Below are 21,730 nucleotides of genomic sequence, written 5' to 3'. Positions count from 1 at the left end.
AGTAGCGGAATTCGCGGCAGTCGTCAGACCAGACGGCTGGTTGTCCGTACTCCTCGGGTCTGACGTGACCGTACGCGTGGAGGGGGCACCGGACTCTTCCGGATCGATCGGGATCGGCCGGGTCCCTTGACGCAGCCGCCAGCCATTGTCACATTCAACACTGGCAACTTTCGTATGTGGCTTCGCACTTCGGGAACCGGAAACGGAACCGGCGGCGCAACCGGTCGGAGGGTGGCGGTCGGCATGACGAGCTCGATGAACACCGCGGAGCTGCGCGGATTCCGGGAGACGCAGCGGCTCGCGTACGACTGCGCGGAGGCGATCGCCGCACGACTCGTCCCCGGGGTGACCGAGCGCGAGGCGGCCCGGATGCAGCGGGACTGGCTGCGCGAACGCGGCGTCCGCGACTGGTTCCACCTGCCCTTCGCCTGGTTCGGCGACCGCACGGCCTTCACGGGCTTCCGGGTACCGCTGGACTTCTTTCCCACCGCGCGACGGCTGGAGCCGGGGATGCCGTTCATCCTCGACCTGGCGCCGGTGCGCGGCGGATACACGGCGGACGTCGGCTACGCCGGCTGCCTGGGCGCGAACCCCCTGCACGACCGGCTGCTCTCCGATCTCGCCGCCCATCGCGAGCTGATCCTCCGCGAGGTGCGCGAGCGCCGCCCGCTGCGGGAGATCTACGAGGACGTGGAGCGCCTCATGGTGCGCCAGGGCTACGTCAACCGGCATCGCGCCTATCCCTTCGGTGTGATCGCGCACAAGGTGGACCGGCTGCGGGAGCGCCGCTGGTCCCCACGGCTGTTCGGCTTCGGCACCCAGGCCCTCAAGGGCCTGGCCTCCGACGCCCTGCGCGGCCACCGGGAGGGCTGGTCACCGCTGTGGAGCCCCCACCGCCGCTCCGACCACCCGCCGCACCCCGGACTGTGGGCGGTCGAACCCCACCTGGGCTTCCGGGGCACGGGGGTGAAGTTCGAGGAACTCCTGGTGGTCACCGACTCGCGGGACCACGAGGAGAGCGCGTTCTGGCTGGACGACGATCTGCCGCATGTGCGGCGCCGGCAGGAGGAGAGGACGGCCGTATGAGCCTGGAGAGCGAGGGCGCGCGCGAGCGCCGGATCACCACGGGCGGGATCGAGCTGTGCGTCCTGGAACTGGGCGACCCCACCGACCCCACGGTCGTGCTGCTGCACGGCTATCCCGACAGCAAGGAGGTCTGGTCCGAGGTCGCCCGGCGGCTGCGCGACCGCTTCCACGTGGTGCTCTACGACGTGCGGGGCCACGGCCGCTCCACCGCGCCGCGACCGCTGCGCGGCGGCTTCACCCTGGAGAAGCTCACCGACGACTTCCTGGCCGTCGTGGACACCGTGAGCCCCGACGCCCCCGTGCACCTGGTCGGGCACGACTGGGGATCGGTGCAGGGCTGGGAATTCGTCACCGTCGAGCGCACCGAGGGCCGCGTCGCCTCCTTCACCTCCATCTCTGGACCGTCCCTGGACCACTTCGGGCACTGGCTCAAGGAACGGGCCGCACGGCCCACCCCGCGCCGTACGCTCCAGCTTCTCGGCCAGGGGGCCCGCTCCTGGTACGTCTACGCCCTCCACACCCCCGCCCTGCCGGAGGCCGCCTGGCGCGGCCCCCTCGGCAAGCGCTGGCCCAAGCTCCTGGAGCGGCTGGAGACCCTGCCGCCGCAGACCCCGGCCGGCTACCCCACGCCCTCCCTCCCGGACGACGCCGCCCACGGCGCCTGGCTCTACCGCGACAACGTACGGACCAGGCTGCGCCGCCCCCGCACGGACGCCCACGCTCATGTGCCCGTGCAGCTGATCACCCCGACCGGCGACCCCTATCTCTCCGAGCGCCTCTACGACGACCTGGAGCGCTGGGCCCCCCGGCTGGTGCGGCGCACCCTCACCGCCGGCCACTGGGTACCCCGCACCCGCCCCGACCAACTTGCCGCCTGGATAGGAGAATTCGTCACCGCCCAGGAGACCGCCCGCCACGAGGGCCTGCCCGCCCGGGTGCCCACGGGCAAGGGCCCGTACGCCCACCGGTTCGGCGGACGGCTGGTGTTGATCACGGGGGCGGCGAGCGGTATCGGGCGGGCCACCGCGTTCGCCTTCGCGGAGGCCGGGGCCCGCGTCGTCGCGGTCGACCGGGACGCGGAGGGCGCGGTCCGCACCGCCGAACTGGCCCGGCTGACCGGGGCCCGGGACGCGTGGGCCGAATGCTGCGACGTCTCGGACGAACAGGCCATGGAGAAACTGGCCGCCAAGGTCGCCGCCGAGTACGGCGTGGTGGACGTGCTGGTCAACAATGCCGGCATCGGCTTCTCCGGCTCCTTCATGGCCACCTCCACCGAGGACTGGCGCAAGGTCCTCGACGTCAATCTGTGGGGCGTCATCCACGGCTGCCGGACCTTCGGCAGACAGATGGCCGAGCGCGGCCAGGGCGGCCACATCGTCAACACCGCCTCCGCGGCCGTCTTCCAGCCGACCAAGGCCCTCGCCGCCTACGCCACGTCCAAGGCCGGCGTGCTGATGCTCAGCGAATGCCTGCGGGCCGAGCTCGCCGGGCAGGGCATCGGGGTCAGCGCGATCTGCCCCGGCATCGTCAACACCGCCATCACGGCGAGCGCGGTCTTCGCGGGCGTCCCGGAAGAAGAACAGCGACGCCTCCAGGAGAAGACCACCCGCCTCTACGGCAAGCGCAACTACCCGCCGGAGAAGGTCGCCGATGCGATCCTCCGGGCCGTGGCCGAGGACCGGCCCGTCGTGCCCGTGGCCCCCGAGGCACACGGCCTGCGTCTCATCTCCCGCTTCGCACCACGACTGGGCCGCCGCATCGCCCGCATCGACCCGCGCCTGTGAGCGGTCCCCCGCCCCGGGCGGATCCCCGCGGCGTGCGATCCCCGCCCCCACCGAAAGTGATCTCCCGTTCCGGAGGAGCGCCTTCATGAGAGACAGATACCGAATAGCCCCCCGGCGTGTGTCGTTCGACTGGCAGCACACGCCCCTGCACTGGATCCCGGACGAGCCCACGGCCACCCATGTCATCAACGTCCTCCACCTCCTGCTGCCCGCCGGTGAGCGGTGGTTCGTCAAGGTCTTCAAGGAAGCCCTCCCCCTGGTGCGCGACGAGGCGCTGCTCAAGGACGTGAAGGGCTTCATGGGACAGGAGTCCACCCACAGCGTCCAGCACTCCTATGTGCTGCGGCACCTCGCCGAACAGGGCCTGGACACCAGCCCGTACACCCGGCGCGTCGACTTCCTGTTCGACGTCCTGCTCGGCGACCACCCCCCGTTCGGCCTGCGACTCTCCGAACGGGAGTGGCTGCGCTTCCGGCTCTCCGTGATCGCCGCCGTCGAGCAGTTCACCGCGGTGCTCGGCGACTGGGTGCTCCGGGCCGACTCCCTCGACGAGGCCGAACCGGACCCCGTGATGCTGGACCTGCTGCGCTGGCACGGCGCCGAAGAAGTCGAACACCGGTCGGTGGCCTTCGACATGTACCAGCACTGCGGGGGCTCGGACCCCGCCCGCTACGCCCGCCGACTGCTCGGCATGGCGATCACCGCGCCGATGCTCTTCTACCTCTGGGGCTGGGGCGCGGGCTATCTGATCCGCCACGACCCCTGGCTGGCGGGCCGGCTGCGCTACTCCCTCCGCGAGCACAACCGGGCCGTCGCCAAGGGCCTGCTGCCCACCTGGCGGGAGCTGGGCTCGGCCGTCCCCCGCTACGCGCGGCGCTCGTACCACCCCTCCCAGGAGGGTTCGCTGCGCAAGGCCCTCGACTACCTGGCGACCTCGCCCGCGGCCCGCGCCGCGGCAGGCGCGGTGGGCCGGGCGGCCCTGTCCTGAGCCGTCCCCCGACGGCGGCCTTCTGTAAGGAGCACCCCAGTGCCGGAAGCGGAGTACCGGATCGAGGACCTGGCCCACCACAGCGGAACGACCGTCCGCACCATCCGCGCCTACCAGGACCGCGGACTGCTGCCCAAACCGGAGCGGCGCGGCCGGGCCAACGTCTACCGGGACACCCACCTGGCCCGGCTCCGCCAGATCAGCGGACTCCTCGACCGCGGCTACACCCTCGCCAGCATCAAGGAACTGCTGGACGCCTGGGACACCGGGCGCGGCCTGGGTGGGGTGCTCGGGCTGGTCGCCGAGATCGACGGACCGTGGTCGGACGAGGAACCCGTCCGGATCACCCGCGCCGAGCTCGACGGGCGATTCGGCGGGACCCAGGACGACGAGGCCGTCGCGGACGCCGTCGACCTCGGCATCCTGCTCCCGCTGCCCTCCTCGCCCGGCGAGTTCCTGGTGCCCAGCCTCCGGGAACTCGCCGTCGCCGCCGAGCTCCACGCGGCCGGCGTACCCCTGCCCGCCATCTCGGGACATCTGCGCGAACTGCGTACTCAGGTCGAACACATCGCCTCCCGTTTCCTCGACTTCACCACCGAACACGTCTTCCAGCAGTTCCTCGACCATCCCCCCACCGACGAGGCGGCCGCCGAGGCCGCCTCCCTCGTCCGCCGACTGCGCCCCCTCGCCCAGCAGACCGTCGACGCCGAACTCGCCCGCGCCATGCGCGCCTTGGCCACCCGCCACCTCCACCAGCACCTGGACGCGTGGGCCCCGGACACCGGCCATCGAGCCGCCCGTCCGGATGCCGCCGGGAAGCGTCAGCCCACCGGGGAGCAACCACCCGCCCTGGAGCAGGTGACGCTGCCCGCCGCGACCGTGCGGGCCGTACGGGCACTCGTCGGGGCCGAGAACGTCGCGGCCTTCATCGCCGCGGCCGCCGAGCGGGAAGTACAGGCCCGCGTCATGGACGGGCTCCTCCCCCGCCCCTGAGACCCGAGGGAGCCCGCCCGCCGGGTCCCGTGAACGGTCGCGGCGGTCAGCGGTCAGTGGTCGGCGAGCCAGTTGCCGTGGAAGCCGTAGGGCACCCGCTGGGGCAGATGTATCGCGGCGACGGGTGGCGCGGCGAGATCGTCGGCGTCGAGTATGACCAGGTCGCTCCGGTCGGTGGCGGCGTCGTACACATAGGTGAGCAGCCAGCCCGGCCCGCCGGGGCGGTCGTCCGCGGGCGCGAAGGCCGCCTCGGCCGGGACGCGCCCGGGCCCGAAGGTGTGGCGGGCGACGGATCCGGTGCCCAGGTCGTAGCGGAGCAGCTCGCCGGCGGCCGGGCCCGCCTCCGGGCTCCCGGCGACGGTCACGTGCCCGTACCGGGCTGAGTGCCCGGCCAGCCGGTCGTCGATCCTGGGGAACTCGCAGGGCTGATCGTCGAGTTGCTCCTCGCGCACCGTGCCCCGGGTCAGGTCGACGGTCCAGCGCCACAGCGCGGGCCGGGCCCGCTCGCCGCGCTCGTCGCGCTCGTCGGTGAAGAGACGCGGGTACCGGATGACGTGGAGCACGATCCGCTCGCCGTCGGCGTCGCTCTCGTCGTACGCGTTGAGCGCGTGGAAGACATAGCAGGGCTCGATCGGCAGCCAGCGGACCGCGCCGTACGGATCGTCCCGGCGGAGCACACCCAGCCGGGCCCCATGGTCCGGCCGCCATGTGTAGGGCATGCCCTGCCGGGATCTCGCCCGCTCCTCGTCGAACACCACCGGCAGGTCCATGAAGACGACATGGGCGGCGGTGAGGTGGAAGTCGTGCATCATCGTGTGCGCCGGCACGTCGACGGGTCTGCTGATCGTCAACTCGCCTGCGGCATCCGCGCGGTGGTAGGTGAGATAGGGCGCCTCGCGTCCGCCGTATCCGAAGAAGTGCAGCTCCCCGGTGTCGGGGCAGGACTTGGGGTGCGCGGTCATGGGCGTGGCCAGGCGGCCGCCGAAGTCATGAGGCCCGACCGTGTCCAGCTCATGGCCCTTCCGCAGGTCCAGCTCGTACGGGAAGGACGACTCGATCAGGGCGAGAGTGCGGCCCGCGTGGCGGACCACATGGGTGTTGGCCCGTCCGGCGGTGAGGTCGACGTTGCCTTCCTCGTCCCGGAGGGGGGCGCCGTGCGCAAAGGCCGAGGTACGGACCCAGCGGTTGCGGTAGGAGGTGGCCCGGCCGCCTTCCAGGCGCACCCCGTGGACCATGCCGTCGCCGAAGAACCAGTGGCCGGACGCGGCGTCGTGGGGATTGGGGCCGTTGCGCAGATACCAGCCGCTGAGCTCGGGCGGGATCGCCCCGGTGACCGGAAGGTCGTGGGCGGTGAGCTCCTCGGTCACCGGCGCGAAGTTGCCGGCGAGATGGGCGGGCGTGTTCGTCATCGTGCGGTCTCCTCGGGGTGCTCGGTGTGCTCGGAGTTCTGGAGTTCTCGTCAGGCGGCGCCGTGCGGGGCCATCCGGGCGCGGGCCCGCTCGGGGTAGCGGGCGGTGAACTTCGCGGGCAGCACGAACCCGGCGACCTGGAGCGCGATGGACACCCCGGAGCCGAGGCCCTCGGCGTACACGGCGGTCAGCGCGGCGGCGGTCAGCGTGAACGCCACCGCCCAGACGGCCGTGACCACCACATTGATCCGGCGGAAGACCGAGGTGTGCCACACCTCCGGCGGGGTCTGGCGCTTGGCGATGCCCGTGGTGAAGGGGCGCCCGACGGCCAGGGTCGCCCACGCGGTCACGGCGAGCCAGCCCAGCGCGAGGGCGCCGCCGTAGTGCCGCAGGCCGCTGTGCGGGAGCGCGAAGGCCACGGCGGCGAGGGCGACGAAGAAGACGGCCGTGCTGCTCTCGAGGATCAGCGAGTCGGCCGCGGCGCCCGACCGGCGCTCCACCACCAGCAGCGCCACCGCCACCACCAGAGCGGTGACCGCCGCCCACTGCCAGCCGAAGGGGGAGACGGCCGCGAAGGCGATCCAGGGGGTGAAGCCGCGCAGATAGTTCATGGAGATCTCCCTCAGACGATCCGGCCAGGCCCTTGGCCGGCCCGCCCGTGCGTCGGCCCCGGCGACCGACATTCCAACTTCGACATGTCAAAGCTAGAAGGTCCTGCCTTGACGTGTCAAGAGTGGAATGTAGGGTGGGGTCATGAGCCTGAGACACGCGCTGCTGGGACTCCTCTCCGACCGCCCCGCCAGTGGGTACGACCTGATGAGGCGCTTCGATACCTCGCTCTCCAACGTGTGGCCGGCCACCCAGAGCCAGGTCTACGGCGAGTTGGGCAAGCTCGCCAAGGGCGGGCTGCTCGAGGTGGCGGCGGAGGGCCCGCGCGGCCGCAAGGAGTACGCCATCACCGACGAGGGCCTCGTCGAGCTGCACCGCTGGCTCACCGAGACCCAGCCGGAGCGGATGCGCCGCAGCGAGGCGATGCTGCGGGTGTTCTTCCTCGACCAGCTCACCCCGGTGGAGGCCTTCACCTATCTCTCCACCGAGGCCGAGCGGGCCGCCGGCCGGCACGAGGCCCTGGAGCGGCTGGAGAAGTCCGTCGAATGGGATGAGGGCCCGCTGTCGGTCAACGGCCGCCTCGCCCTTGAGTACGGCCTGCGCTTCACCGCCATGTACGAGGAGTGGGCACGTTGGGCCGCGGCGCAGGTCGAGGCCCGCTCCGGGCAGGACCTGACGCGCTCAGAGCCCGGGGGCGCCCCACACCGGGAACCAGCGGCCCAGGTCCTCCTCGATCCGGAGGTCGTCGGCGAGCAGAGCCCTGACCTGTAGTTCCAGCTCGTTGTCCCGCTTGCCCGCCACATCGGCCCCGCCCCCGCCGGCCACCGGCGCGAAGGGGTAGAAGGTGCCCCGCTTGTAGAGGTAGACCAGGGCGAGCGGGCGCCGCCCCTCATCGCGGAAGCCCATCAGCGAGCAGAGCAGCTGAGGGCCGAACCCGCCCTCCTGGAGCAGGGTGTTCACCGCGTGCAGGTCGTTGACCAGGGCGGCCGTGTCGTCCACGGGCCGTCGCGCCAGCAGCCAGGTGTACCCGTAGGAGTCCCTGCTGAACTCCACGGGTGCGCCGCCCCGTTCGGTATCGGCGTCCAGGAGTTCCCCGACGTCCCGCCGGATCCGGTCGAACGCTCCTCCCTCGACGCTCGCGAAGCACACCGAGCCCAGCCCGGTCGGGACGAACCCGGCTCCTGCCCGCAGTGTCACGGCGGCGGAGGGCAGGGCGAAGAGCTGGTCGAGGTCGGGGCGGACCGGTTTGCTGCGGCCGAGAATCACATCCAGGAAGCCCACGGGCGGCATCTCCCTCCGCGTCGGACGGTCACGGTTCACGAGTGGTCACTGGGCAGGGATGCCGACAAGTCAGAAAGCAGGTCACGGGCGGCCGAGCTGGGTCGAGAGCCGCCCCAGCTGATCGAGCCGCTGTTCCAGCGTCGGGTGCGAGGACAGCAGCCGGCTCAGGCTGTCCCTGCTGACAGCGGGCGCGAAGTAGAAGGCGTTGAAGGGCTCGGCCTGCCGCAGATCGCGCGTCGGAATGCGGGCGATCTGCCCCGTGACCTTGGTCAGTGCGGACGCCAGCGCCGAGGGCCGGCCCGTGAGCAGGGCGCCCGCCCGGTCGGCGGAGAGCTCGCGGTAGCGCGACAGCATCCGGGTGAGGAGGAAGCTGATCGCGTAGACGACAGCGCTGACCAGCGGCACCAACACCATGATCAGAGCCGTGTTGGCGTCCCGGCCGCCCACCCGGCGCAGGCCGCCCCACAGCCCGATCCGCGTGATGATCCCGGCCAGGACGCCCAGGAAGGACGCGATGGTCATCACGGCGACGTCGCGGTGCGCGACATGGGAGAGCTCATGGGCCAGGACGCCTTCCAGCTCCTCCGGCTCCAGCCGTCGCAGCAGCCCCGTCGTCGCGCAGACCAGGGCGTTGCGCTGATCGCGTCCGGTGGCGAAGGCGTTCGGCACGTCGCTGTCCGCTATCGCCACGCGCGGCTTGGGCATGTCGGCGAGCGCGCAGAGGCGGTCGACGGCGCCGTGCAGCTCGGGCGCCTCCTGCGGGGAGACCTCCCGGGCGCCCATGCCGAAGGCGGCGATCCGGTCGCTGAACCAGAACTGGGCGACGAACAGGCCGCCCGCGACGACCAGGACGAACGGCCAGGCCCCGCGCAGCAGCGCCACCAGCACGCCCACGAAGACCACGTAGAGCAGCCCGATGAGGAACATCGTGCCGACCATGCGGGTGGTCAGCCCCCGGTCGGGGGCGAATCGGGTCCCTTGCACGGCAGACCTCCAAGGCTCCGCGAGCACGCCCCCGTAGTGGAGCATGCCCCCCAGTAGGTGCCTCTGACCCGATTCTCCCTCTTCACCGCGTCCCGGACAGGCTCCACCGCGTCATGAAGGGGCTCCCCGGCCAGGAGATCACGAGACCGGCCAGGAGATCAGGAGAGCTGTGCGAGCCCCTCCGCCGCGATCTTCTCGAAGACGGCGACGTCCGCCGCGAAGATCGAATCGGCGATGGGCCAGTGCACCACGATCTCGTCGATGCCCAGCTCCGCGTGCGAGCCCGCGAAGTCAACGAAGGCGTCGAAGGAGTCCAGCGGCCGGTCGGGGGTGAAGCCGGTGAGCATCACCTTGGGCAGCTCGGCGACGTCCCGCCCGGCTTCGGCGCAGATCGCACCCAGCCGCTCGATCTGCCCGGCGATGGCCGCCCGGGACTGCTCCGGGGTGCCCGTCTCGTAGATCTTCGGGTCGCCCGTGGTCACCCAGGCCTGACCGTGGCGCGCGGCGAGCCGCATCCCGCGCGGGCCGGTCGCGGCGACCGCGAAGGGCAGCCGGGGGCGCTGCACACAGCCCGGGATGTTGCGGACCTCGTGCGCCGCGTAGTGCTCGCCCTCGGCGGTGACCACGTCCTCGGTGAGCAGCCGGTCCAGCAGCGGTACGAACTCGGCGAAGCGGTCGGCGCGCTCGCGCGGCGTCCACGGCGCCTGCCCGTCCCGCAGCAGGGCCGTGGCGTCGAAGCCGGAGCCGCCCGCGCCGACGCCGAGGGTGATCCGCCCGCCCGAGATGTCGTCCAGGGAGATGAGCTCCTTGGCGAGCGTGACCGGGTGCCGGAAGTTCGGGGAGGTGACGAGTGTGCCCAGGCGCATCCTGGACGTGACGCCCGCCGCCGCCGTCAGGGTCGGTATCGCGCCGAACCACGGGCCGTCGCGGAAGGTCCGCCACGACAGGTGGTCGTAGGTGTACGCCGTGTGGAAGCCCAGTTCCTCGGCTCGCTGCCAGGACTCACGGCCGCCCTCGGACCAGCGGCGGTCGGGAAGGATCACGGTGCTCAGTCGCATGGCACCGAGCGTAGGCGCTGGGTCCGACAACCGGACCGCGGGGGAGACCTGCCGCCGGCGCCCGGCTCAAGAGGGCACCTCGTGCGCAGGCTTGTACTCATGTCGGCGGCACGTGCCCGAGAATGAGAATGTGACTTCCGCTACCGAGCAGCCCGAGACCCCGGCCACGCGCCGGACCACCGCCACGCCCCGGCTGATCGCCACCGATCTGGACGGCACCCTGCTGCGGGACGACAAGACGGTCTCCGACCGCACGGTGGCGGCCCTGGCGGCCGCCGAGGAGGCGGGCATCGAGGTCTTCTTCGTCACCGGGCGCCCGGCCCGCTGGATGGACGTCGTCCGGGACCACGTGCACGGTCACGGGCTGGCGATCTGCGCCAACGGCGCGGTGGTCGTCGATCTTCACGACGGCGGCCGGTTCGTCAAGGTCCGTCCGCTGGAGCCCGACGCCGCCCTCGCGGTCGTCCACGCGGTGCGCGCCGCCGCCCCCGGTGCCTCGTTCGCGGTCGAGCGCACCTCGGGCATCCACTACGAGCCGCGTTACCCGCCCTTCCAGACCGACCCGTACGCGTCGATCGCCCCGGCGGAGGAGCTGCTGAGCAGCGACGACGACCACGGTCCCGTCGTCAAGCTGCTCGCCTTCCATCCCGAGCTGGCCCCGGACGAGTTCCTGGAGCTGGCCCGGGCCGTGGCCGGCGAGCACGGTGTGTTCACCCGCTCCAGCCCGACGGCGCTGCTGGAGATCAGCGGCCCCGGCGTGAGCAAGGCCAGCACGCTGGCCCAGTGCTGCGCGGAGCGCGGCATATCCCCCGACGAGGTCGTGGCGTTCGGTGACATGCCGAACGACCTGGAGATGCTCGGCTGGGCGGGCACCGCCTACGCCATGGCCAACGCCCACCCCGAGGTGCTGGCCACCACCACGCTCCGCACGGCCGCCAACACCGAGGACGGCGTGGCGGCGGTCATCGAGCAGATCCTGCACGGCCTGCCGTAACCCTCGTCGGTACCCGGTTCCGGTTCCGGCCGACGGATCACCCGGACGGCGGGTTTGAACCCCGGACCGCGGCCTACGGACCGCGGCCTACGGGCCCCGTCTACAGTTCGACGCCGCGCGCCCGCAGCCACCGCACCGGGTCGACGGCCGAACCGAAGTTCGCCGTCGTACGGACCTCGAAGTGCAGATGCGGCCCGGTGGAGTTCCCGGTGGTCCCGGTCAGCCCGATCCACTCGCCCGCGCGGACCTGCCGTCCCGGGGTCATGAGCGGCGCCGACAGATGCGCGTACTGCGAGTACCAGCCGCCGTCGTGCCGGATGACCACGCTGATCCCGAACGACCCCCCGCACCCCGTGGCGACCACCGTCCCGCCGCCCACCGCCCGGACGGGGGTGCCGGTGGGGACGGCGAAGTCCTGCCCGGTGTGCCCGTTGGCCCAGTGGGCGCCGGTGCCGCCGAAACCCGCCGTGAGCTCGTAGGAGACCAGGGGACGCGTCCAGCCGCTCCGTGAGACCTCAGGAGGGCGGTTGGCGGCGTCCTGGGTGTCCTCCTGCTCGCTCTGCAGCCCGTCGAGGTCGACGGGCGTGCAGCGGCCGCTGCGGATGGCCATGTCCGCCATGGTGTTCAGCTCGCTCCGCGCCTTCGCCAGCCGCTCCTCCATGGCGGCCTTCTCCACCCGCAGCCGGGCGGCCTCCTCGTTGAGGGCCTGCAGGGAGGCCGTCGTCGACAGCCGGTCCGCCGTCAGCGCGCGGCTCCTGCCGTCGGCCTCGATGAGCATCCGCGCGAGCCTCTCGCGCCGGTCGGTCTCCTGGTACTGGAGCTCCAGCAGCTCCAGGGGCTCCTCGGCGAGCGCGGCGCTGCCCGGGGCGGTGAAGCCCCCGGTCCGGTACTGCGCCCGGGCCACGGCCCCCGCGTCCCGGCGCAGGGCGACGGTGAAGAACCGCTGGCCCGCCCACTGCCGGGTGAGCCACACGTCCCGGGCCCGCTGATCCTTCGCCGCGCGCACCCGGAGCTCGTAGCGCTGCCGGAGCCGCCCGGCCTCCCGTGCCAGCCGGACGACCTCCGTGCCGACGCGCACCAGCCGCTCGGGGGCGTGGACGGCGGAGGACGGCTCGGCGGCGACAAGCGGGAGGGTCAGCACGCAGAGCGCGCACAGCGCCGCGCCCTTGTGCGCCCACCCGTACGAACCGCTCGAACGACTCGAACGGCGAGTGCGACATGTGCGATATGAACGCAGCAGCATGCTCGCGATCTTCACTGGCGTACCGCCCGGGCGCGCCCGCGGAAGACCGTTCGGAGGAACTCAGCCACCCACAGGGCCGCAGACGGCGTCCTATAGGGGCGCTTCCCACACCACCCGCGTACCGCCCCCGTCCTCGCCCAGACCGGGCCCGTACGAGCTGGACCCGCCCAGCGACTCGGCGCGCTTGGCGAGGTTGCGCAGTCCGCTGCGGCGGCCGCCCTCCGGGATGCCCACCCCGTCGTCGGAGACGGTCAGCCGGACTCCTTCCCGGCCGTCCGGCAAGGTGATCGTGGCATCGACCAGCACCTCGATGCGGGACGCCTGGGCGTGCCGGAAGGCGTTGGAGAGCGCCTCGCGCAGCGCGGCGATGAGGTTCTTGCCGGTGAGCTCGCCGACCTTCGCGTCGACCGGGCCGACGAAGTTCGCGGAGGGCTGGAAGCCGAGCGGCACGGCCGCCGTCCCCAGCTCGCGCAGCACGCGCGTCCGCAGCCCGGCGGGCGCCTCCGTGGGCTCCTGCTGCAACGCGAAGATGGCCGTGCGGATCTCCTGGATGGTCACGTCCAGCTCGTCGACGGCCTGTCCGACCTTCTTGCGCACCTCGGCCTCGGCGGCGAGCCGCTGGGCGCCCTCCAGCAGCAGCCCGGTGGCGAACAGCCGCTGGATGACCAGGTCGTGCAGATCGCGGGCGATACGGTCGCGGTCCTCGTAGACGGCCAGCCTCTCGCGGTCGCGCTGGGCCTCGGCCAGGACGAGCGCGAGGGCGGCCTGCGCGGCGAACTGGGTGGCCAGGACCCGCTCGGTGGCCGTGTACTTGCGGGCACCGCGGCGCCGGGGGATGGCGAGCGTGCCGAGCACCCGGTCGCCGCTCTTGAGCGGCAGCAGCATGCTCGGGCCGAACCGCGGGGCGACCTCCGTGATCATGCGCGGGTCGGTGGCCGAGTCGTCGACGAACACCGGCTCCCCGGCGAGGAGCTGGGAGACGACCGGGCTGTGCGGCGGTATCACCGTCCCCAGGAGGCCGGCGGGGTCCTCGGCGGAGACGACCACCATCTCCAGCCCGCCCTCGCCGTCCGGCAGCAGCACGATGCCGGCGGACGAGTCCGCGAGTCTGCGTGCCTGTTCGGCGACGACCGCGAGCGCGTCCTCGGCGTCACTGCCCGACAGCAGGGCCGTCGTCACCGCGACCGAACCGTCGATCCAGCGCATGCGCTGACCGCGCTCCTCGTGCACGCGCGCGTTGCCGATCGCGATGCCCGCCTCGGTCGCGAGGATCTTCACCATGTGCAGATCCGCGACGCCGAACTCGCCTCCGTCGCGCTTCTCGGTGAGGTAGAGGTTGCCGAAGATCTCGCCACCGACCCGGATCGGCACGCCCAGGGCGTGCCGGCCGTCGGGAGGGGCCGCGACGCGCTCGTACTCGTCCTCGGCGACCCCGTAGGTGACGAAGTCCGACATCCCCTCGCCACCGGCGTCGAGCACGCCGATGGCGGCGCACCGGGCGTCGGCGAGTTCGGCGGCGGTCCGGCAGATGCGGTCGAGCGTGGTGTGGAGCTCCATGCCGGTGCCGACCGAGCGCATGGCCTCCAGCAGTTGCGGAACGCGCCCGGTGAGCGCCGTGGACAGGCCCTGGAGGCTGCGAGTGGCCTCCGTGGCGACGTCCAGCGAGTCCATCGGCCCCCGTTCGGGCACACCGTCCCGCGGGTCCCGGTCCTGCGGGTCGGAGGGGTGCGCCGTCGCTGCCATGGGGCCGAGCCTAATGAGCACCAATTGCCGGAGAAAGCGCCGTGAGGCTGGTGTCCGCCGCCGCTTCCCTTGCCAGCGCCCGGCGGAACGGCCCGGGCGCCGCCGCGAGCTCTTCGTACGCCCCCCGCTGCACCACGCGCCCCCGTTCCAGCACGACTATCTCGTCGACGGCCGCCAACCCCGCGAGCCTGTGCGTGATCAGCACCGTCGTCCGGCCTTCCGTGGCCGTCAGCAGGTCGGCCGTCAGGGCGTCGGCGGTCGCCAGGTCGAGGTGCTCGGCGGGCTCGTCCAGCACCAGGACCGGGAAGTCCGCCAGCAGGGCCCGGGCCAGGGCCAGCCGCTGTCGCTGGCCTCCGGACATCCGCGCGCCGTGCTCGCCCACCAGCGTGTCCAGCCCCTGGGGAAGACCGTCGATCCACTCCAGGAGCCGTGCCGCCCGCAGCGCCTCGCGGAGCTCTCCGTCGTCCGCGCCGGGCCGCGCGAGCCGCAGGTTCTCACGGACCGAGCTGTCGAAGATGTGGGCGTCCTGCTCGCACATGCCCACGAGCCGTCGCACCGCGTCCCCGTCCGTCCCCGCCGCCTCCCGCCCGCCGAGGGTGTACGAGCCGGCCTCCGCGTCCAGGAAGCGCAGCAGCACCCGCGCGAGCGTGGTCTTGCCCGAACCGGACTCCCCCACCACGGCGACACGACGACCCGCCGTGAGCTCCAGCTCGAAGCCGTCCAAGGCCGGGACGGACTGCCCCGGATGGCGTGCCGTCAGCCCCGTCACGCGCAGCGGGAACGGCGACTCCGGCGCCGCCCCCGAACCGTCCCGCACGGGCACGGGCGCGTCCAGCACCTCGTACACCCGCTCCGCCGAGCGCCGGACGCGCTGGCGGTACTGCACCGCGAGCGGCAGCCCCGCGACCGCCTCGAAGGCGGCCAGCGGAGTGAGCACCACCACGGCCAGCCACACCCCGCCGAGCCGGCCCTCGTGCACGGCGTTCACTCCCGCCCACGCCGAGGCGGCCACAGTCAGTCCACAGGCCAGGGCCGACAGGCCGGAGCCGAGGGCCGTCGCGGCGGAGGCCCGCCGGGCGATCCGGGTGAGCGCGGCGTCGGCGCCCCGCAGCCGCTCCAGCCGGCCGGGCAGGGCACCGGCGACCGTCAGCTCGGCGGTGCCGTTCAGCACCTCGACCACATGGGTGGACAACTCCCCGCGCGCGGGCGCCAGCCGGCGCTCCGCGCGCCGGGCGACCGCCCCGGACAGCGCGGCCGCGACCGGACCGGCCACCAGCAGCCCCACTGCCAGCGCCATCCCGGCCTCGGGCAGCAGCCACGCGGTGAACCCGACCGACACAGCGCTAACGAGCACGGCCCCGCCGAGCGGCAGCAGCCAGCGCAGGAAGTAGTCCTGCAACGCGTCCACGTCGGCGACCAGCCGCGAGAGCAGGTCACCGCGCCGGGTGTCCCGCAGCCCCGCCGGAGCCAGCCGCTCCAGCCGCCGATAGACCGACACGCGCAACTCCGCGAGGACGCGCAGGGCGGCGTCGTGGGAGACCAGCCGCTCGGCGTAGCGGAAGACGGAACGGCCGATGCCGAAGGCCCGCGTCGCCGTGACGGCCACCATCAGGTACAGCACGGGGGGTTGTTCCGAGGCGCGGGAGATCAGCCATCCGGAGACGGCCATCAGGCCGACGGCACTGCCAAGGGCCAGGGCGCCCAGCAGCAGGGCCAGCGCGAACCGGCTCGTGTACGGGCGTCCGGCTGCCCGGACTCGGGTCAGAACCCCCGCGCTGCGCGCGGGGTCATGCCCACCCGCACGCCCGTTGACCGAAACCTCATGGGGCAGGTCTGTCGCAGCCTGCGTCTCCAGGCGAACGGGCGTGTGGGCGGGGACAACATCCGGTCCGGAAGACCGTTGTGCCTCCAACCGCACCACCCGGTCCGCCACCGCCAGCAGGGCCGGGCGGTGGACGACCAGGACGACCGTGCGTCCGGCGGACAGCCGTCGTACCGCCTCGACCACCGCCGCCTCGGTCTCGCCGTCCAGCGCGGCCGTGGGCTCGTCGAGCAGCAGTACCGGCCGGTCGGCCAGGAACGCCCGGGCGAGCGCGAGGCGTTGCCGCTGCCCGGCGGACAGCCCGCTCCCGTCCTCGCCGAGGCGAGTGTCAGTGCCCTGCGGCAACATGGAGACGAACTCGAGCGCCCCGGCCGCGCGCAGTGCCTCCCGCACCTGTGCGTCCGTGGCGCCGGGCCGGGCCAGCCGGACGTTCTCGGCGATGGTCCCGGCGAAGAGATGGGGTCGTTGCGGGACCCAGGCCACCTGGTCCCGCCAGCTTTCGGGGGAGAGCGATGTCAGATCGGCGTCACCGACGAACACCCGGCCGCTCGTGGGTCGTTCGAGGCCGAGCAACACGTTCAGCAGGGTGGTCTTGCCGACTCCGCTGGGCCCGGTCACCGCGACCGTCTCCCCGGGCCGCACCTCGAACGAGGTCTCGGCCAGCGAGGGCGTGCCGCGCCCCGTGTGCCGCACCACGAGCCGGTCCACCGTGAGCGCCGCGCCGCGGGCGTCGGGGGCCGGGAGGGTGCCGACGGGCGCCGGTTCGGTCTCCAGCACGGCGAAGACCTCGTCCGCGGCCGCCAGGCCCTCCGCCGCCGCGTGGTACTGCGCGCCCACCTGCCGCAGCGGCAGATAGGCCTCCGGGGCCAGGACGAGCACCATCAGGCCGGTGTAGAGGTCGAGTTCGCCGTGGACGAGCCGCATGCCGATGCCGACCGCGACGAGCGCGACCGACAGGGTGGAGAGCAGTTCCAGCGCGAAGGAGGAGAGGAAGGCGAGCCGCAGGGTGCGCAGGGTGGCCCGCCGGTAGTCGGCGGTGATCGCGCGGATGGATTCGGCCTGCGCCTTGGCCCGGCCGAACACCTTGAGCGTGGGCAGCCCGGCGACGACGTCCAGGAAGTGGCCGGACAGCCGGGAGAGCAGCCGCCACTGCTTGTCCATCCGGCCCTGGGTGGCCCAGCCGATCAGGGCCATGAAGAGGGGGATGAGGGGAAGCGTGAGGACGATGACGAGCGCCGACACCCAGTCGGCGGAGACGATCCGGGCGAGGACGGCCACGGGCACGACGGCCGCGAGACCCAGCTGGGGGAGGTAGCGGGCGAAGTAGCCGTCCAGCGCGTCGATTCCGCGCGTGGCGAGGGTGGTCAGCTCGCCCGTGTTCCGGGTGCCGGGGCCGGAACCAGGGCCGAGCCTTGTCGCGTGTTCGAGCAGCCGGGTCCGCAGGGCGGACTTGACCGCCGCGCTCGCGCGGTGCGCGGCCAGTTCGGTGAGCCAGGCCACCGCCGCCCGGCCGAGGGCGACGGCGGCCAGCAGCGCCAGCGGCAGCCCCAGGTCACGGGCCGTGAGCCCGCGTTGGAAGGCCCCGGTCACCACCTCGGCGACGAGCATCGCCTGGGCGATGACCAGGCCCGCCCCGGCCAGCCCGAGCACGACGGACGCGGCCAGGAACAAGCGGGTCGCGGCGGCGTACCGCAGCAGCCGGGGGTCGACGGGCTTCATGGCGCGCCCCGCCTCAGTGCGCGGCCGGGATGTGCTGGGTGCCGATCCGCTTGCGGAACACCCAGTAGGTCCACGCCTGGTAGCCCACGATCACGGGGGTCATGAAGCCCGCGACCCACGTCATTATCTTGAGCGTGTACGGGCTGGAGGAGGCGTCGCTCACGGTCAGGCTCCACGCCGGGTCGGACGAGGAGGGCATGACGTCCGGGAAGAGCGCGAGGAAGACCATCGCGAAGACGGCCACGACCGTCACCCCGGACAGGGCGAACGCCCACCCCTCCCGGCCCGTCCGGTTGAGGGCCAGGGCCGCGAGCAGCGCCACCACCGCGACGACCGCCGCGGGCAGGCTGCGCCCGTTGCCGGACTCGGCCTGCGTCCAGGCCAGGAAGCTCGCGGCGAGCGCCGCGGCGGCCAGGCCGTAGCGGGCCGCGTGGGCCCGGGCCCGGTCCCGGATGTCGCCGACGGTCTTGAGCGCGGCGAAGACCGCACCGTGGAAGGTGAACAACACCAGCGTGAACAAGCCGCCGAGCAGGGCGTACGGGCTCAGCAGGTCGAGCACGCCGCCGGTGAAGTTCTTGTCCGGGCCGATCGGCACTCCGCGCACGATGTTGGCGAAGGCGACGCCCCAGAGGAAGGCGGGCAGCAGCGAGCACCAGAAGATCGCGTTCTCCCAGTTGCGCTGCCAGCGCTCCTCGTTGCGCTTGTGGCGGTACTCGAAGGCGACGCCGCGCACGATCAGGCAGACGAGCACGGCCAGCAGAGGCAGGTAGAAGCCGCTGAAGAGGGTGGCGTACCAGTCGGGGAAGGCGGCGAAGGTCGCGCCGGCCGCGGTGATCAGCCAGACCTCGTTGCCGTCCCAGACGGGGCCGATCGTGTTGATCAGCACCCGGCGTTCGGTGCGGTCCTTGGCCAGCGTCTTGGTGAGGACGCCGATGCCGAAGTCGAAGCCTTCGAGGAAGAAGTAGCCGATCCACAGGACGGCGATCAGCAGGAACCAGAAGTCGTGGAGGTGCATGGTCGGGTTCTCCGTTCCACCGCGCGCGTCAGTACGCGAAGGTCGTGCGCAGTACGCAAGGTCACGCGTCAGTAGGCGAAAGGCACGCGTCAGTACGCGAAGGTCATCGGCTTGTCGGCGTCCTCGGGCCGCTCCGCGCCCCGGTCACCGCCCGGCATCCGCAGCCGGGGGTCCTTCGTCGGCGGCTTCTCGTCCGTGTCGGGCCCGGCCGAGCCGTACTTGACCAGGAGCTTCACCTCGACGACCGCGAGGATCGCGTAGAGCGCGGTGAAGACGGTCATCGAGGCGATCACCTCGCCCTGGCTCACCCCGGGCGAGACGGCGTTGCCGGTCTTCATCAGCCCGTAGACGGCCCAGGGCTGGCGGCCCATCTCGGTGAAGATCCAGCCGAAGGAGTTGGCGATGAGCGGGAAGCCCATGGTCAGGATGCCGATGCGCCAGGACCACTTGGTGAAGAAGGGGCTCATCTCGCGCGTCCGCGTGAGCATCAGGCGCGGGATCTCGTCCTCCCCGACCCGGTACTCGGGTGCGAGCCAGAGCTTTCTGCGGGTCGTCCACAGTCCGATGAGTGCTGCCACGAAGGAGGTCATCCCGAAGCCGATCATGAGGCGGAAGCCCCAGAAGGTCATGAAGATGCTGGGGATGTAGTCCTTCGGCTGCCCGCCGTAGCGCGCGGCCTCCTGCGCGGCGATGTCGTTGATGCCGGGGACGGGGTCGGAGAAGTTGCTGTGGGCGAGGAAGGACAGCAGGCCGGGGATCTCTATCTCGACGCTGTTGTGCCCCTTGCTGACGTCGCCGACCGCGAAGACGGAGAACGGCGCAGGTGCCTGGGTGTCCCACAGGGCCTCGGCGGCGGCCATCTTCATCGGCTGCTGCTCGAACATCACCTTGCCCAGCGAGTCACCGCTGAGCGCCGTGCCCATCCCGGCGATCACCGCGATCACCAGACCGACGCGCAGCGAGGTGAGCATCGCCGGCAGCTGCTTGCGCTGCTTCTCGCCGAGTTCCTCGCCCTTGAGCTGCTTGCGCTTGGCGCGCCACAGGTGGAAGGAGGCCACGCCGACGACGAACGCGGCACCGGTGAGGAAGGCGGCGGTGAGGGTGTGGAAGACGACGACGAGCGTGGTGTTCTGCGTGAGCACGGCCCAGATGTCGGTGAGCTGCGCCTTACCCGTCGCCTTGTCGATCCTGTAGCCGACCGGGTGCTGCATCCAGGAGTTGGCGGCCAGGATGAAGTACGAGGAGAGGATCGTGCCGACGGCGACGATCCAGATGCACGCGCAGTGGATCTTCTTGGGCAGCTTGTCCCAGCCGAAGATCCACAGGCCGATGAAGGTGGACTCGAAGAAGAAGGCCAGCAGCGCCTCCATCGCGAGCGGCGCCCCGAAGACGTCCCCGACGAAGCGCGAGTAGTCCGACCAGTTCATCCCGAACTGGAACTCCTGGACGAGGCCGGTGACCACGCCCATCGCGATGTTGATGAGGAAGAGCTTTCCCCAGAACTTCGTGGCGTGGAAGTACTTCTCCTTGTCCGTACGGACCCAGGCCGTCTGGAGGCCGGCCGTGATCGCGGCAAGGCTGATCGTGAGCGGTACGAAGAGGAAGTGGTAGACGGTCGTGATGCCGAATTGCCACCGCGCGATCGTCTCCGGAGCCAGAGCCAGATTCACCGGGGTCTCTCCTTGCCTCTCGCGTCGTCGGCAACGCGTGCCGCCGACGTTATGCCCGTGTATGCCCCAGTTAAAGCAGGACATAAAGACAGAGCTTGTGAACGCGTTCACATTCACAAGCATTATGGCGCACCCGCTTTTCGGACAAACAAGGGGGGTACCCCCTTCGGCCCTAGCGCCGAAAGAGGTACCCCGGTTCCGGATGGCGGGCGTCCGCCCGCCGCCGGCTACAGCTCCTTGCGGAACTCCTCGGCCACCCGCAGGAAGATGTCGTTCGCCTCGGTCTCGCCGATCGTCACGCGCACCCCGTCACCCTGGAACGGCCGGACGACCACGCCCGCCCGGTCGCACGCGGCGGCGAAGTCCAGGGCCCGGTCCCCCAGCGGCAGCCAGACGAAGTTGGCCTGCGAGACCGGCAGCGTCCAGCCCTGCCCGGCCAGCGCCTCGACCACCCGGGCCCGTTCGGCCACCAGCGCGTCCACGCGCTCGCGCAGCGCCTCCTCGCTGCGCAGCGAGGCGACGGCCGCGTCCTGGGCCACCTGGCTCACGCCGAACGGCACCGCCGTCTTGCGGAGCGCCGCCGCCACCGGCTCGTGCGCGATCGCGAAGCCGATGCGGAGCCCGGCGAGGCCGTACGCCTTGGAGAAGGTCCGCAGCACACAGACGTTCGACCGGTCGCGGTAGAGGTCGATGCCGTTGGGGACGTTCTCGTCCCGGATGAACTCGATGTAGGCCTCGTCCAGGACGATCAGCACATCACCGGGGACCCGGTCCAGGAACGACTCCAGCTCGGCGCGGCCCACGACCGTGCCGGTGGGGTTGTTGGGGTTGCAGACGAAGATCAGCCGGGTCCGCTCGGTGATCGCGGCGAGCATCGCCTCCAGGTCGTGCGCCGCGTCCTCGGTCAGCGGCACCTCGACCGGGGTGGCCCCGGCGATCCGGGTGATGATCGGGTACGCCTCGAAGGAGCGCCAGGCGTAGATGACCTCATCACCGGGGCCTGCCGTCGACTGGACCAATTGCTGCGCCACGCCAACCGAGCCGGTGCCGGTCGCCAGGTGCGAGAGCGGCACGCCGAAGCGCTCGGCGAGCTCGGCCATCAGCCCGGCACAGGCCATGTCCGGGTAGCGGTTGAGGGTGGAGGCGGCCGCGACAGCGCTTTCCAGCACCCCCGGGAGCGGCGGATAGGGATTCTCGTTGGAGGAGAGCTTGTAGGCGACGGGGCCGCCGGGGGCCGCCGGCTTGCCCGGCTTGTAGGTCGGCACGGCCTCGAGCGCGGCGCGCAGCTTCGGGGTCTTCTCGGTCACCGCGGGTCCTCCTCCACCTCTGACG

Annotated in this window: 17 protein-coding genes; 6 read left to right on the top strand and 11 right to left on the bottom strand. The window is 72.1% G+C overall.

The window, feature by feature from the left end; all coding sequences use genetic code 11:
• Positions 1–243 precede the first annotated feature (243 nt).
• The 4 genes from EKH77_RS16320 to EKH77_RS16305 all read left to right on the top strand — a co-directional run bounded on the left by EKH77_RS16320 (position 244) and on the right by EKH77_RS16305 (position 4,851).
• Positions 244–1,086: a M24 family metallopeptidase gene (locus tag EKH77_RS16320; protein ID WP_164737801.1), complete on the top strand. Its 843-nt coding sequence runs from the start codon at positions 244–246 to the stop codon at positions 1,084–1,086.
• Entirely contained in the window at positions 1,083–2,870 is a 1,788-nt protein-coding gene (locus EKH77_RS16315; protein WP_126915095.1) for an SDR family oxidoreductase, read from the top strand. The genes EKH77_RS16320 and EKH77_RS16315 overlap by 4 nt, the downstream gene beginning before the upstream one ends.
• An 85-nt stretch (positions 2,871–2,955) precedes the next feature.
• On the top strand, positions 2,956–3,858 hold the full coding sequence (locus tag EKH77_RS16310; RefSeq protein ID WP_126915094.1) for a metal-dependent hydrolase: 903 nt from the start codon (positions 2,956–2,958) through the stop codon (positions 3,856–3,858).
• 39 nt (positions 3,859–3,897) lie between these two features.
• Positions 3,898–4,851, top strand: coding sequence for a MerR family transcriptional regulator (locus EKH77_RS16305; RefSeq protein ID WP_126915093.1), 954 nt, complete (start codon positions 3,898–3,900; stop codon positions 4,849–4,851).
• 53 nt (positions 4,852–4,904) lie between these two features.
• Here the strand turns inward: EKH77_RS16305 and EKH77_RS16300 are convergent, their stop codons facing one another.
• Positions 4,905–6,260 (bottom strand): carotenoid oxygenase family protein, encoded by a 1,356-nt coding sequence (locus tag EKH77_RS16300; RefSeq protein ID WP_126915092.1) that lies wholly within the window; start codon positions 6,258–6,260, stop codon positions 4,905–4,907.
• Positions 6,261–6,310: 50 nt separating this feature from the next.
• Entirely contained in the window at positions 6,311–6,871 is a 561-nt protein-coding gene (locus EKH77_RS16295) for a hypothetical protein (protein WP_126915091.1), read from the bottom strand.
• A 142-nt stretch (positions 6,872–7,013) separates the two neighbouring features.
• Here EKH77_RS16295 and EKH77_RS16290 point away from each other — a divergent pair, with 142 nt between their 5' ends.
• Complete coding sequence (locus tag EKH77_RS16290; RefSeq protein WP_126915090.1) at positions 7,014–7,640, top strand: PadR family transcriptional regulator; 627 nt, start codon at positions 7,014–7,016, stop codon at positions 7,638–7,640.
• Here EKH77_RS16290 and pspAB read toward each other — a convergent pair.
• The 3 genes from pspAB to EKH77_RS16275 all read right to left on the bottom strand — a co-directional run bounded on the left by pspAB (position 7,551) and on the right by EKH77_RS16275 (position 10,192).
• Positions 7,551–8,150: a PspA-associated protein PspAB gene (pspAB, locus tag EKH77_RS16285; protein ID WP_126915089.1), complete on the bottom strand. Its 600-nt coding sequence runs from the start codon at positions 8,148–8,150 to the stop codon at positions 7,551–7,553. The two genes, EKH77_RS16290 and pspAB, sit on opposite strands and share 90 nt — an antisense overlap.
• Before the next feature lie 81 nt (positions 8,151–8,231).
• Positions 8,232–9,134, bottom strand: coding sequence for a zinc metalloprotease HtpX (htpX, locus tag EKH77_RS16280; RefSeq protein ID WP_126915088.1), 903 nt, complete (start codon positions 9,132–9,134; stop codon positions 8,232–8,234).
• Positions 9,135–9,292: 158 nt separating this feature from the next.
• Positions 9,293–10,192 carry an LLM class flavin-dependent oxidoreductase gene (locus EKH77_RS16275; RefSeq protein ID WP_126915087.1) on the bottom strand — a complete coding sequence of 300 codons (900 nt, stop codon included), beginning with the start codon at positions 10,190–10,192 and terminating at the stop codon, positions 9,293–9,295.
• A gap of 130 nt (positions 10,193–10,322) precedes the next feature.
• Here EKH77_RS16275 and EKH77_RS16270 point away from each other — a divergent pair, with 130 nt between their 5' ends.
• Positions 10,323–11,186 carry an HAD family hydrolase gene (locus EKH77_RS16270; protein WP_240667374.1) on the top strand — a complete coding sequence of 288 codons (864 nt, stop codon included), beginning with the start codon at positions 10,323–10,325 and terminating at the stop codon, positions 11,184–11,186.
• A 100-nt stretch (positions 11,187–11,286) separates the two neighbouring features.
• Here the strand turns inward: EKH77_RS16270 and EKH77_RS16265 are convergent, their stop codons facing one another.
• From EKH77_RS16265 to hisC, 6 genes are all read right to left on the bottom strand, one after another.
• A complete protein-coding gene (locus tag EKH77_RS16265; protein WP_126915085.1) occupies positions 11,287–12,429 on the bottom strand; it encodes a M23 family metallopeptidase in 1,143 nt (380 codons plus the stop codon).
• 90 nt (positions 12,430–12,519) lie between these two features.
• Positions 12,520–14,100 (bottom strand): GAF domain-containing protein, encoded by a 1,581-nt coding sequence (locus EKH77_RS16260; RefSeq protein WP_206280022.1) that lies wholly within the window; start codon positions 14,098–14,100, stop codon positions 12,520–12,522.
• 82 nt (positions 14,101–14,182) lie between these two features.
• A complete protein-coding gene (gene cydD / locus EKH77_RS16255) occupies positions 14,183–17,713 on the bottom strand; it encodes a thiol reductant ABC exporter subunit CydD (protein ID WP_126915084.1) in 3,531 nt (1,176 codons plus the stop codon).
• A gap of 13 nt (positions 17,714–17,726) precedes the next feature.
• Positions 17,727–18,728 (bottom strand): cytochrome d ubiquinol oxidase subunit II, encoded by a 1,002-nt coding sequence (cydB, locus tag EKH77_RS16250; RefSeq protein ID WP_126915083.1) that lies wholly within the window; start codon positions 18,726–18,728, stop codon positions 17,727–17,729.
• Between the two features lie 89 nt (positions 18,729–18,817).
• Positions 18,818–20,398, bottom strand: coding sequence for a cytochrome ubiquinol oxidase subunit I (locus tag EKH77_RS16245; protein WP_126915082.1), 1,581 nt, complete (start codon positions 20,396–20,398; stop codon positions 18,818–18,820).
• Positions 20,399–20,625: 227 nt separating this feature from the next.
• Entirely contained in the window at positions 20,626–21,705 is a 1,080-nt protein-coding gene (gene hisC, locus EKH77_RS16240) for a histidinol-phosphate transaminase (protein ID WP_126915081.1), read from the bottom strand.
• Positions 21,706–21,730: the final 25 nt, after the last annotated feature.

The sequence above is a fragment of the Streptomyces luteoverticillatus genome (assembly GCF_003970715.1).
Lineage (GTDB): Bacteria > Actinomycetota > Actinomycetes > Streptomycetales > Streptomycetaceae > Streptomyces > Streptomyces abikoensis.
This window is presented reverse-complemented; position numbering and strand designations above follow the sequence as displayed.